Below are 12,370 nucleotides of genomic sequence, written 5' to 3' on the forward strand. Positions count from 1 at the left end.
CTCCCGGCAGGGTTTTTCAGCGGCCTGCTAAAAAGCGAAACGGCAGGGATTTCTCCCTGCCGCTCCACCTCCCGGTGAGAAACCTGACGAACGCCGATCGGTTCTATTTGGAGCCATATCGCGCTCAGTCATCTGACCGGGAATTCTGCTCATCGCCTTGGCGGTGAGTTATTCCTGAATGCCACGCGGCAGTGCAAGCCGGCGCTCGGGAGATCTGTCGCTGGCAAGGCTTCTGAAGAAATCATGCCAGCCGAGGCTGGGGTGGTCTTCCCGACGCGGCGATTTGCACGCTCCGTGCGGTTTGCCCAAAGGCATCTTTTCGGCGGTCATGTCTGGCCCTCCGTAACATCCAGAGGAACATCCCCTGGAGTATCTGTCTGATGTGCTGTCGCCCGAATCAGTCGTGCGATTCTGATTTTTCGGATGGGGCAACATGTGCCTTTCCATCCATGTCCCGCGCCAGGCGAGCGGCGCGCAGGCTTGCAGTCAGATCTGCCCGCGTTTCGGCTTCGTCTCCAAGGATCAGCTTGACGGCAGCATCCGTGCGTTCCCACGCGGTTGTCGGTGTCTGAGACGCCACGGGGAAGAGGGAGCCGGTCTTGCCGTTATGGGACATGAAGCCTCCTTGAGAGTGCGATCCGGCCATTGTGGCCGGATCTCTCGTCGTCTGGATCAGGCGATCTTCAGATCGCAGGCAGACTCGCGACCGTCGCGGCCGCTCTCGATGTCGTAGGTCACGGCCTGTCCATCGTTGAGCTGCGAAATGCCCGCACGCTCAAGAGCCGAAATGTGGACGAAAATATCCCGTCCGCCGTTCTGCGGCGCGATGAAGCCGAAGCCTTTGTTTGCATTGAACCATTTCACGGTGCCATTGGCCATCGTGAGATCTCCTGTAATAAATGCCACCCGCAGGACGCGGTGGCCCAGCTCAGTCAATTCTAAAAGGCAGACTGAAGCCGGCAAAGGAGACAGGTGCAGTTGGGAACAACGTAGCCCGTTCTCACTATATGACTTTTCTACATTTTACAAGGGAAAAGGTCCTCATCGGCTTTCCCTTGCCGAATTGTGAATTGAATTTGCACGTCATCCGGTGCGTCAGACGAGCTGATCCGTCCAGCCTTCGAGGCCGGTGAGGACATTCGTTCCGAAGAAATGCAGCGGCGGGACATCTGCGCCGTCGCGCCCGCGGGCAACCACTACGCGGCCGATGCGGGGGGGGCGGGTCGAACACCCACCATCTGCCATCGAGACAGACCTCCATCCCCGCAGCGAAATCGCCCGGAGGATAGGGTGGCTCCATCCCCATATCGCCCAGATATCCGGTGCCGTTGCGCGCCGTCCAATCATTCACGTGCGATGCCTCGCACGGTGCAGGTCGCAACAATGCGGTGGTATCGGTCAATGCCGTGGAGCTGATCCTGTGGCCATGAACGTCGATAGTGTCGCCGTCAATGACCGAGGCCGTGCCGCTGATCGAGGCGGCAAGCGCCGGCCGGCCAAGCAATGCCAGAGCGATATAAGGGTGCCTTTCATAGCGCACGGGACAAACGGGCTCGGGGCCTGGGGACAATGCCGAGGTGTCGGAAGTCTGGGGGCTTCGGCCGCCTGACCCGCGTGTCCCCTTCGTTTGCACTCAGAGCCGACAGCGAAGGGGGGTAGGGGTCTGCTCCGAATCCAAAGCCGCCATCCGTAGCGACCTGACGCAATCAAGCGTTTTCAGGATGGCGGTTTTGTGATGGGGAAGACCGAAGGTCACGAAAATAATTCAATTATTTCAATGACACGTGGCGGAGTGGAAGGGATTCGAACCCTCGAGACGGTTTCCCGCCTGCACCCTTAGCAGGGGTGTGCCTTCGACCACTCGGCCACCACTCCGTCGCCTCGTATATTGTCCCGAACTGCCCGAGACAAGACGAAAGACGCGTTCCGGGAAAACTCCCGCAATACAGCTGCCGCAACTGGCGCAGACTCAGCTGCGCAGGCTCACCGTGCCTTTGCGATGGGCCGGGTCCAGCGCGTCGAGAACCTCCGAGCGCGCGCCCTCCATCCGCTCGGCCAGCAATTCAGCCGTGGTCGGGCCGAGGGTAAAGCCCTGATGGCCATGGCCGAAATCGAACCACAGCCCGGCGTGGTTCGGCGCCGGGCCGACCAGTGGCAGCATGTCGGGCAGGCAGGGACGGTTGCCGAACCATTGCGGCTCCTCGATCCGCGCGCCGAGCGGCACCAGCCCCGAGGCCGCCGCGATGCCGCGCCGCAGCTGCACCGGATCCGACGGATCGGTCGGCTGCACCAGCGCCGCCCCGGTCGCCAGCCGCAACCCCTTGCGCATCGGCGTCAGCAAGATGCCGTTCTCGGCGTCGAGGAACGGGCGTGCCAGGCGGACAGGGCTGTCGAAATGACCGTGATAGCCGCGCTTCCACAGCATCTGGATGCCATAGCCGAAGCGGGCCAGCAGTTCGGGCGACCAGGGGCCGAGTGCCACGACCGCCTTTTCGCCGGTGACGAGGCCGCGCGCGGTCTCGACGCTCCAGCCGGCACCCGCCTGCCGCAGGCTGAGCGCATCGCCACGCAGGAAGGTGCCGCCGCGGCGCTCGAACAGCGCGGCATAGGCCGCGGTCAGCGCGCCCGGATCGGCGCAGGTCCAGCAGTCGTGCCACAGCACCGCGCCGGCCATCGGAACGCGGATCGCGGGCTCGGCCTTCGCAAGGGCCGCGCTGTCCTCGATCCCGGCCGAGACGCCGTAGTCGCGCGCCAGTGCCTCGGCGCGGCGGGCGGCGGCCTCGAAACGATGCGCGCTGCGGTAGACATCGGCATAGCCGTTGCGGCGGATCAGCGCCTCGGCCTCGGCGGCGGCGATCAAGGGCGCATGATCGGCGGTCGAGCGGCGGGTGAGCTGGGCATAGATCTTCGAGATCGCCCGGTGCCGCTTCGGGGCGGAGGCGCGGAAATACCGCCACAGAACCGGGGCGAGCGCCGGCAGATATTTCGGATCGTAGACCACATCGTTGCTGCGCCCGAACGCGTAGGAGAGCAGCGTCATCGGATCGTGCGGGATCGGATGCGGCTCGGCCGCCTCGGCCTGGATGAAGCCCGCGTTGCCATAGCTGGTTTCCTCGCCGGCGCCGCGCCGGTCGACCAGCACCACGCGATGGCCGCGGGCCTGAAGTTCCAGTGCCGCGCTCACGCCGACCATGCCGGCGCCGAGGACGATGATTTCCGTCATGATCTGTCTCGTCGGTGAAAGGGCCTGCGGGCCGCATGTCGAACCGGCGCCGCTTCGGGGCGAGGAAACATCTCCCCGTCCGCCTGCGCAAGGTCTTTCTGGGCGTCGCGTCGGGATGCTCAGGCCGCGCCGCGGGTGCCCGAGGTTTCAGCCTCCGGCCCGCCCAGCAACAGCACCTCGACCCCGATCCGTTCGGCCAGCGCCTTCCCGTCCTCGCCCAGCACCATGAAGGCACTGGCGAGCGCATCGGCCTCCATGCAGCTTCCCGCGAGCACCGTGGCCGAAGCCGGCCCGCCCAGCACCGGCCCGCCGCGGCGCGGGTCCATCGTATGCGACAGGAACCGCCCGCCGACCGCGATCCGGTGGCGATAATCGCCCGAGGTGGCGATGGCGGTGTCGTGCAGCTCGAACACCGAATGGGGGGCGCGGGCCTCGGGATCGGGACGCTCGACCGCGACGGACCAGCCGCGGCCGTCGGGCTGGCGGCCGATGGCACGCAGTTCTCCGTCGATCGAGGCGAGCGCCGCCGCGATCCCATGCGCCTCCAGCACGTCGATCAGCCGGTCGACGCCGTATCCCTTGGCGATGCCGCACAGATCGAGCATCATCGGCGCGTGCTTGCGTGCCCGTCCCGCGGTCAGGTCGAGTTCGAGGGTCTCATGGCTCGGCCGTCGCGTCCGGCCGAGCGCGGTGCGGATCGCCTGCGGATCGGCCGGCACCGGGCCGAAGCCCCAGGCGCGGACCGCATCGCCCATCGCGATCTCGAAGGCGCCCCCCGACAGCCGCCCGATCTGCAACGCGCAATCGAGCACCGTCAGCAGCCTGACCGGCAGCGCCTGCCACGCACCGACGGGGGCGGCGTTGAACCGCATCAGATCGCTGTGCGGCCGCCAGGTCGACATCTGCGCATCGACCTCCTCGACCGCGGTCTGAAGATCGGCCGCGAGCGGGCCGAGGTCCGCGCCGGCAGGGGCGTAGAACACCACCGACCAGCGCGTGCCCATCGTCGGGCCGTTCAGCGTGCGGCGGACCGGATCAGAAGATGTCTTCGGCATAACGTCCCTCGGCTTTCAGGCGGGTCAGATCTTCGCCACGCTCGGCGAGAATGTCGTTCAGCACGCCGCGCACCCCGGCGGCCATGTCGCGCCCGCCGCAGACCATGACCTGCGCCCCCTCGGCGAGAAGCGCGCTCAGCGCGGCGCGGTCGCGGCTCATCCGGTCCTGCACGTGCTCGGGCCGGGCGCTGCGCGAGAAGGCGGTTTCCAGCGTGGCGAGCTGGCCGCGGTCCTGCCAGCGGTGCAGATCGTCGCCATAGAGAAAATCGCTGTCCTTGCTGCGTGCGCCGAACCACAGATGCACCGGCCGGCCGCGCCGGTTCGCCCGCACGAAGCCGGCGAGTGGCGCGATCCCCGCGCCCGCGCCGATCAGGATCAGCGGCTTGCGGCCGGGTTCGGGGTGGAAGGCGGGGTTCGGGCGCACGAAGGCGGCGATGCGGTCGCCGGGTTGCAGATCGTTCAGCTGGCCCGAGCACAGCCCGCCCTCCTGCCGGCGCACGCAAATCTCGACGAAGCCATCGCGCCGGCCCGAGGCGAGCGAGTAGAACCGCGGCAGATCGGATCCGGCGGGCACCACGCCCAGCAGATCGCCCGCCTGGAACCGGGCGAAGCCCTGACCGCTCAGCCGCGCCCACAGCCCGATGGGCGGCAGTGCGAAGCGCAGGATCGCGGCGGGGGCACCGACTTCGGCGCCATGGTCGCGGCGCGAGATCAGGCTGAGCGTCACGGCCGGCGGCACCTCGGGCAGGTGGGTCAGATCGAGCGCGATGCCGAGTGCCGCTCCCAGATCGCGGCTCCAGCGGGCGAATTCCTGCGGCGACTGGCGGTTGATCTGGCAAGGCGCGATCAGCTCGGCCCAGCCGAGGGTGCGGGTGGCCTCGGCAAGCTGCGCGGCATAGCCGCAGAAGGTGGTGAAGCTGCGATCGCCGAAGCCGAGGATCGCGACGGGCGCCGTGGGCGGCGCGGGCAGGGCGGCGATGCGGGCCAGAACGCCGCGCGCGACGGTGGGCGCCTCGCCCTCGCCATAGGTCGCGGCGAGCAGGATGAAGCGTTTCGCGCGGCCGTAGCGGGCGGGGTCGAACTGGCTCAGCTCGGCGGCATGGACGCTCTGGCCGGCCTTGGTCAGGCCGTCGAACAGGGTGCGCGCGAAGCCCCAGGTCGTGCCGCCTTCCGAGGCGACGAGGAGGATCGTCTCGGCGGTGCCGGCGGCCGTGTTGCCCGGGATCCGCACGCCAGAGCGCCGGGTGCGCAGCCATTGCACCGTCCCGGTCAGCACGAGGACCGGCACGCTCAGCACCATCAGCCCGAGGATCAGCCCCAGAACCGCCGCGCCGCGCCCGGTGTGCAGCATGGTGACGATGGCGCTCGCCCGTTCCCAGGCGGTCGGCGCGACCGAGGCGAGCACCGCCCCGCTGCCCGGGTCGATCAGCGCGGTGCCGCCCGTCGTGGTCAGGGTATAGACGTCGGTCGGGTCCTGCGGATCGGGGAAGGTCAGTTTCACGAGGTCGCGCGCCGGGGTCGTCGCGAACAGCGCGATCCGCTCGGGCGGCAAGGGCGGCAGCCCCTGTGCCAGAACCGGATCGGGCTCGGCGCTGTCATCGGGCAGCAGCGAGAAGGCCGAGGCGGTCATCCACAGCCCGGTGAGCGAGGACAGCATCAGCCCGCCCACCGCGAAGCGCGCCAGATCGACATGCACCCGGCCCGGCCAGGGGCCGCGGCTGCGCCCGAACCAGTGCCGCCATCCGCCCATCCGCCGCGCCACCATCGCCGCGCCGGTCAGCGTCAGAACCAGCATCCCCGCCGCGCTGAACGCCATCACCAGCCGCCCGTTCCGGCCGAGGAACAGCGCCCGGTGCAGATCGGTCAGCCACAGTTCGGCCGGCGAGGTGGCGGCGGGCGCGACATCGGTGCCGGTTGCCGGATCGACCACCGCGCGCCCGGGCGTGCCGCTTTCGTCGCTCCACCAGGCGCTGATCTGCCCCGAGGGGGCGCGACGCAGCTGTTCGAGGCCCGGATGCGCCGCCCCGACCCGCCCGAGCAGATCGGCGAGGCTTTGTTCCGCCCCGGCCTGTGGCGAGGACAGCCGTTCGAGCGCGGGAAACACCGAGAGCGCGGCGCCGCTCAGCGCCGAGACGAGGATCAGAACGGCCAGGATCAGGCCGGGCCAGCGGTGAACGGAACGCAGCATGATATCCTCGTGCAGTCGGTCGGGGCGGGAAAGGGGGCAGAATGCCCCGGGGCGGTCGGTGGCGTCCGCCCCGGAGCGGGGTCGGATCCGTGCCGTCGCGCCGCGCGCCGTTTCGGGAAACGGCGAGGGCGGAAGGCCGCGGACCCGGACGATTGTCGGTTCAGAAACTCACGGTCATCGTGTCGATGTAGCTGCGGCCCTTGACCGGCTTGCCCGATCCCGCCTTGCTCAGCGGCATGGTGATCTCGTTCGGGCTCGGGCGCATGTCCTCGGCACCGGCATCGACATGCAGCACATAGCCGGCATCGAGCAGCGCGTCCTTCACGTCGACGGTGATCTTCAGCGTCTTGCCCGCCCCGACCGAGGCGCCGGTGATCCCGTCGAGCTGCGCCAGATCGCCGCCCGAGGCCGCCCGCCAGCCGCGCAGGTCCTTGTAATACTTGCTCTGCTGACCGGCCATCCACAGAGTGCCGGCGTATTTGCCCTGCGGGTCGGTCAGGTAGAAGGCGACGAAAGCGCCACCGCCGCCGTAGGCGCTCATCTGCGTGGTGATGGTCACCGGCCGGGCTTCGGCCAGAAGCGGAACCGCGGTCAGTGCGGTGCTCAGCGCAAGGGCGCCCAGAAGACGTTTCATCCGGTATTCTCCTTCGATCGGATCGGTTGTCGGGGTCAGTTCATCTGCACGACAGGCTTCGTGCCCGGCGTGAACAGGCCGTTTCCGGTGGGGGCGGCCGAGGGGGCAGGCGTGCCGGGCATCGCGGTGTCGGGGTGGGATGCGGTGTCGTCATCGGCCTCGGGGGCTGCGTCGTCGTCATGGTCTTCAGAGCCGGCGCTCTGGCTGCCGTGGTCGGAGCCATGCGCGCCATCATGGCCGCTGTCATGGCTGCCATCGTGGCTGTCGTCATGACGGCCCGAATCGTGACCTTCGCCTTTCGCATCGGCAAGACGCAGCGGTTCGGCATCGGCCGTCGCGGCCATGCGCTGCGCGTCGGAGGGCATCGGGGCCGCTGTCAGCGCGCCGGCGACGCTGGTCACCACCGCCGTGGTCAGCGCGAGGAGAGCAAGAACGGATTTCATCGCGGGTTCCTTGTATTAGGACTGTCCGGGTATCGAACTGTTCGGGAACCGTGTCCCGCGTCAACCTGACCACCGCCTGACGGCGCGTGGCTTTTCGCTTCAGCTTGCCGTCAGAAAAGGCCCGCGGCGGTCACCTTTCCTGCTGCGTCGGTGTATCGTGGCGATAACCGTGCCCGTTCTGGCCCTCGACTTCGCTCGACAGCACCGCAAGCGTAGCCGGATCCAGCATCAATTCGATGTCGCGGCCCTGCGCATCGAGGGCATGGACCTCATAGCATCCGTCGTCGATCTTGATGTGACGCACCGTCAGCCCGCGGCTTTCGGCCAGCGCCTGCACCGCCGCACGTGGCTGCCAGTCGGACATCGGCACATGGCACTCGGCATCCTCGGCCGCGGCGACATGCGGCAGGGTCGCAAGAGCCAGCAGGGCAACCAGCGCCGGCAAGAGGCGCACACGGGGCGGGTTCGGCATCGGTATCTCCGGGCGGGGGCGTCACCGCAAAGGGGCTGTGCAGAAGGTCTTTCTCGCGCCTGAAACTGACGTCATCCTGAAGCGGAGCCGAGTCGTTCGCGGTGCCGGCGGTGACGTTCAGCTTGCCGTCAGTTTCCTGCGCGATACCCGTGCCCGACCCCGGAGGAACCATGCGCATTCTGCTGATCGAAGACGACGCCGTGCTTGGTGCGGCGGTGCGCGACCAGATCGCGGCCGACGGCTATCCGGTCGACTGGGTGCGCCGGCTCGATGCGGCGGGCGATGCGCTGGCGGTGGCGGGCTACGATCTGATCCTGCTCGATCTGATGCTGCCCGACGGGCGGGGCCTTGCTTTCCTGAAGACGCTGCGCGGCCGGGCCGATGCGACGCCGGTCATCATCATGACCGCGCTCGATCAGGTCTCGGACCGGATCGAGGGGCTGAACGCGGGCGCCGACGACTATCTGGTCAAGCCCTTCGATCTGGCCGAGCTGTCGGCGCGCATCGGATCGGTGGCACGCCGCTATGCCGGCAATCCCAATCCGCTGATCCGCCTTGGATCGCTGAGCGTCGATCTGGCGGCGCGTTCGGTGCGCCGCGACGGCCAGCCGGTGGTGCTCACCGCGCGCGAATGGGCGCTGTTCGAGGCCTTCCTCAGCCGTCCCGGGCAGCTTCTGTCCAAGGCACTCCTTGAGGAACGGTTGTATTCCTTCGACGACGAGGTCGGCTCGAATACCGTCGAGGTCCATGTCAGCCGGCTGCGCAAGAAGCTTGGGGCCGGGGCGATCGAGACCGAGCGTGGCCTCGGCTACCGGCTGGGCCGCGGATGAGGGCGCCGCAATCGCTGCAGCTTCGGCTGGGGCTGGCGGTCGGGCTGGCGGTCACGGTGCTCTGGGTCGGGGCGGCGGTGGTGACGGTGCATTTCGCCCGCTCCGAGCTTGACGAGGTATTCGATTCCGCGCTCGCGGAAACCGCGCAGCGTGTCCTGCCGCTCGCGGTGAGCGAGATTCTCGGCCGCGAGGGGGCGGTGGGGACGCAGACCGTTCCCGCGATCCGCCCGCATGAAGAGCATTACACCTATGTCGTGCGCGATGCCTCGGGCGCCGTGCTGTTGCAGTCGCATCGCGCCGATCCGGCGGCCTTTCCGCCCTATGCCGGGCCCGGTTTCGCGCAGACGCCGGCCCTGCGTCTGTATTCCGACGAGGCGTTGCGCGGCAGCCTGACCATCACCGTGGCCGAACCGATGGAGCATCGCGATCATGTGGTGCGCGAGTTGCAGATCGGTCTGCTGGCGCCGCTCGCGCTGATGGTGCCGCTGGCGCTCGGGGCGATCGCTGCGATCCTGCGGCTTGGTTTCGCGCCGCTGCGCCGGTTCCGGCTGCGGCTGGCGGCGCGGGGTGCTACGGATTTGTCGGCGGTCGATGCCCGCGGTCTGCCGGCCGAGGTGCGCCCGCTCGCGCAGACGATGAACGCGTTGCTCGCGCGTCTCGATGCTGCGTTCCAGTCTGAGCGTGCCTTCGCCGCCAATGCCGCGCATGAGCTGCGCACGCCGCTGGCGGGCGCTATCGCTCAGGCGCAGCGGTTGCGCGCCGAGACTGCGGATCCGGCCGCCGCCGCCCGTGCCGCCGAGATCGAGGCCGTGCTGAAGCGACTGACCCGGCTGTCCGAGGGGCTGATGCAGCTTGCCCGCGCCGAGGGGGGCCGGCTTCGCGGCGCGCGCGAGACCGATCTGCGGCTGGTGCTGCGGCTGATTGCCGGGGACACCGCGCGGCTCGCCGGCGCGCCCGCCGTCGCGCTGGATCTGCCCGATCATGCGCTGCTCTCGGATCTCGATCCCGACCTGTTCGGCATCCTGTGCCGCAACCTGATCGACAACGCGCTGCGCCACGGCACGCCGGGCGCCGGGGTCCGCGTCGAGCTGCGCGACGACGGCACGCTGAGCGTCGAGAACGATTGCCCCCCCATCGCGCCCGAGGCTCTGACCCGCCTCGGCACCCGGTTCGAGCGCGCGAGCGGATCGCCCAACGGCAACGGGCTCGGCCTTGCCATCGTCGGCGCCATCGTCGGGCGCGCCGAGGGGCGGTTGTCTCTCGCCTCGCCGATCCCCGGCACAGACCGCGGTTTTTGCGTCAGCGTCGCGCTGCCGCTGCGCGCCGGGCCGCGCGACCCATCCTGATTTCATTTCCCCAGCAAGAATTGCGAGGCATCATGACCAAACTTCCCTATCAGTCGGCCCACGAGGAGCTGCATTTCATCAACCGCTCCGGCTGGCTGCGCGCCGCGGTTCTGGGCGCGAATGACGGTATCGTCTCGGTCGCCTCGCTGATCGTCGGCGTCGCGGCGGCCGATCCCTCGCCTGGGGCGGTGCTGATCGCCGGGGCGGCGGGTCTCGCGGCCGGGGCCATGTCGATGGCGGCGGGGGAATATGTCTCGGTCAGCTCGCAATCCGATATCGAGCGCGCCGACATCGCCCGCGAGACCGCGGCATTGCGCGACACCCCCGAGGAAGAGGAGCGCGAACTCGCCTCGATCTTCGAGAGCCGCGGGCTGAGCCCGGCGACCGCCGCCCTCGTCGCGCGCGAGTTGACCGAGAAGGACGCTCTCGGCGCCCATGTCCGCGAGGAGCTGGGGCTGAGCGATGTCCATTCCGCCAACCCGCTGCAGGCGGCGCTGGCCTCGGGTCTGACGTTTTCGGTGGCGGCGGCGATGCCGCTTGCCGCGGCTCTGCTCGCGCCCGAGGGGATGGTGATCCCGGTCGTGGTCGGCGCGACGCTGGTGTGCCTTGCGGTGCTCGGTGCGCTCGGCGCGGTGGCGGGGGGCGCGCCGAAGCTGCCGGCGACGGCACGTGTGCTGTTCTGGGGCGCTGCCGCGATGGCGATCACCGCGGGCGTCGGCCGGCTGTTCGGCGTCAGCGTCTGAGCGCAGGGCAGGGGCGGTGCGCCGCCCCTGCCGATCCTTTCCAACTGCCGCGGACTGCGGTGGATGTTCGCATTATATTGGGGCGGTAGCGCCCGGCACCTCTGACGGAGCGCCGCGCAGGACAGGCCGCCCGATCTGGCCCGCCGCGCCGAGCGTGTGTCGCGACGGCTGCGCCGATGCAATCTCCACACTACCTCCATGAAATCTCAGCAGTTCGTCCATCGGGCGATGGCAATTGCCGTCGGCGCGAAACCGATGGGATGCAATATGGCACGCCGCAACATCTTGATCCTTTCGTTCCCTGGCCTGATGGCCGGAACCTTTCTCTTGGTCCACCTTGCCGATCGTCCGGATGCCGTCTTGGCGGATGCGATCGGGTCGGAGATGGCGGTCCAGCTGACAGTTGAAACGGTTCAGCCAGAGCGGATCACCCTCTATTCCGATTATTCCGGCCGGGTCGCGGCGTTTCGGCGGGTCGAGATCCGGCCACAGATCAGCGGCTTGATTCAGGAAAGGCACGTGGAAGAGGGGACCCGGGTCTCGGCCGGCGAGGTTTTGTTCCGTATCGATCCGGCTCCGCTGAAGGCTGATCTTGTCATGGCAGAAGCGGCGCTTGCGCGCGCCGAAGCCATCGAGGCCCATGCACAACGCACCGCCGCACGCGCGGAGGCATTGTTTGCCATGAATGCGATCAGCCGGGAAAAGAGCGATACGGCCAACAACGATCTTCTGCTTGCCCGTGCAGGCGTCGTGGAAGCGCGCGCCGTGGTGGAGCGCAAGCGGCTGGATCTCGATTTCGCCACCCTGCGCGCCCCGATCAGTGGCTACGTCGCAGCCGGGCTGGCCGATGTCGGCGCGCTTGCCTCACCGGGCAGCGAGAAACCGCTGGCGGTGTTGCAGGATCTTGAGAAGATCTTTGTGGACCTGCGCCTGCCCGCCGGGGATCTGGATGCCATCCTGATCGCCGCCGGGGACGGGGTGGGGCCGGTGCGGATTCTGCCTGACCGCAACGGGGCAACGCCGCTGACGGGAAAGCTCAAGTCCTCGGACGTGATTGTCGATCCGGGGACGGGATATGTCAGCGTCCGCATCGAGGCCGCAAACCCCGACCTTGCCCTGCTGCCTGGCATGTTCGTGCGCGCAAGGCTGCCGCGCGGCGTGCTTCCCGATGCGCTGCTGGTGCCCGAGGAAGCGGTGTTGCGGACCGCGAGCGGTGAGGCGCAGCTTGTCATCGTCTCGTCAGAGGGCATGGCCATGCGCCGCGACGTGCAGCCGGGCGAGCGCATCGGCAACCGTGTCGTCATCGCCTCGGGCCTGATGCCCGGCGAGACTGTGGCGATCCGTGGGCAGGACCGGGTGCCCGCGGGGAGCGTGACAGCGGTCACCCCCCGTGCCGCGGATGTCCCGTCGTCAAATCCCCAACTCTGAGAGACAGG

Annotated in this window: 13 protein-coding genes and 1 tRNA gene; 4 read left to right on the plus strand and 10 right to left on the minus strand. The window is 68.6% G+C overall.

Going from position 1 to position 12,370, the window contains the following annotated elements:
• Positions 1-168: 168 nt before the first annotated feature.
• The 10 genes from CG50_RS17105 to CG50_RS12965 form a co-directional block, all read right to left on the minus strand.
• Positions 169-330, minus strand: coding sequence for a hypothetical protein (locus CG50_RS17105; protein ID WP_161785408.1), 162 nt, complete (start codon positions 328-330; stop codon positions 169-171).
• 67 nt (positions 331-397) lie between these two features.
• Positions 398-616 (minus strand): hypothetical protein, encoded by a 219-nt coding sequence (locus tag CG50_RS16875; RefSeq protein ID WP_152559523.1) that lies wholly within the window; start codon positions 614-616, stop codon positions 398-400.
• A 56-nt stretch (positions 617-672) separates the two neighbouring features.
• On the minus strand, positions 673-879 hold the full coding sequence (locus CG50_RS12930) for a cold-shock protein (RefSeq protein ID WP_036639173.1): 207 nt from the start codon (positions 877-879) through the stop codon (positions 673-675).
• Positions 880-1,785: 906 nt separating this feature from the next.
• Positions 1,786-1,875 (minus strand) — tRNA-Ser (locus tag CG50_RS12935).
• A gap of 94 nt (positions 1,876-1,969) precedes the next feature.
• A complete protein-coding gene (locus tag CG50_RS12940; RefSeq protein WP_036639175.1) occupies positions 1,970-3,223 on the minus strand; it encodes an NAD(P)/FAD-dependent oxidoreductase in 1,254 nt (417 codons plus the stop codon).
• A gap of 119 nt (positions 3,224-3,342) precedes the next feature.
• Positions 3,343-4,278, minus strand: a complete 936-nt coding sequence (locus CG50_RS12945) for an FAD:protein FMN transferase (protein WP_036639177.1) — start codon at positions 4,276-4,278, stop codon at positions 3,343-3,345.
• The gene (locus tag CG50_RS12950; RefSeq protein WP_036639180.1) at positions 4,259-6,466 is read right to left on the minus strand and encodes a PepSY domain-containing protein; all 2,208 of its coding nucleotides are present in this window, start codon (positions 6,464-6,466) and stop codon (positions 4,259-4,261) included. Before CG50_RS12950 ends, CG50_RS12945 begins: the two co-directional genes overlap by 20 nt.
• A 160-nt stretch (positions 6,467-6,626) precedes the next feature.
• On the minus strand, positions 6,627-7,100 hold the full coding sequence (locus CG50_RS12955; RefSeq protein WP_036639182.1) for a DUF2271 domain-containing protein: 474 nt from the start codon (positions 7,098-7,100) through the stop codon (positions 6,627-6,629).
• 35 nt (positions 7,101-7,135) lie between these two features.
• Positions 7,136-7,543, minus strand: coding sequence for a hypothetical protein (locus tag CG50_RS12960; RefSeq protein ID WP_036639184.1), 408 nt, complete (start codon positions 7,541-7,543; stop codon positions 7,136-7,138).
• Positions 7,544-7,673: 130 nt separating this feature from the next.
• The gene (locus CG50_RS12965; RefSeq protein ID WP_036639186.1) at positions 7,674-8,015 is read right to left on the minus strand and encodes a PepSY domain-containing protein; all 342 of its coding nucleotides are present in this window, start codon (positions 8,013-8,015) and stop codon (positions 7,674-7,676) included.
• Between the two features lie 170 nt (positions 8,016-8,185).
• Between CG50_RS12965 and CG50_RS12970 the strand changes: the two genes are divergently transcribed.
• The 4 genes from CG50_RS12970 (at position 8,186) to CG50_RS12985 (ending at position 12,362) form a co-directional block, all read left to right on the plus strand.
• On the plus strand, positions 8,186-8,845 hold the full coding sequence (locus CG50_RS12970) for a response regulator transcription factor (protein ID WP_036639188.1): 660 nt from the start codon (positions 8,186-8,188) through the stop codon (positions 8,843-8,845).
• Positions 8,842-10,191, plus strand: a complete 1,350-nt coding sequence (locus CG50_RS12975; protein WP_036639191.1) for a sensor histidine kinase — start codon at positions 8,842-8,844, stop codon at positions 10,189-10,191. The genes CG50_RS12970 and CG50_RS12975 overlap by 4 nt, the downstream gene beginning before the upstream one ends.
• Positions 10,192-10,223: 32 nt before the next feature.
• On the plus strand, positions 10,224-10,934 hold the full coding sequence (locus CG50_RS12980; protein ID WP_036639193.1) for a VIT1/CCC1 transporter family protein: 711 nt from the start codon (positions 10,224-10,226) through the stop codon (positions 10,932-10,934).
• Between the two features lie 198 nt (positions 10,935-11,132).
• Entirely contained in the window at positions 11,133-12,362 is a 1,230-nt protein-coding gene (locus tag CG50_RS12985) for an efflux RND transporter periplasmic adaptor subunit (protein ID WP_245615728.1), read from the plus strand.
• Positions 12,363-12,370 lie beyond the last annotated feature (8 nt).

The sequence above is a fragment of the Paenirhodobacter enshiensis genome, assembly GCF_000740785.1.
Lineage (GTDB): Bacteria > Pseudomonadota > Alphaproteobacteria > Rhodobacterales > Rhodobacteraceae > Rhodobacter > Rhodobacter enshiensis.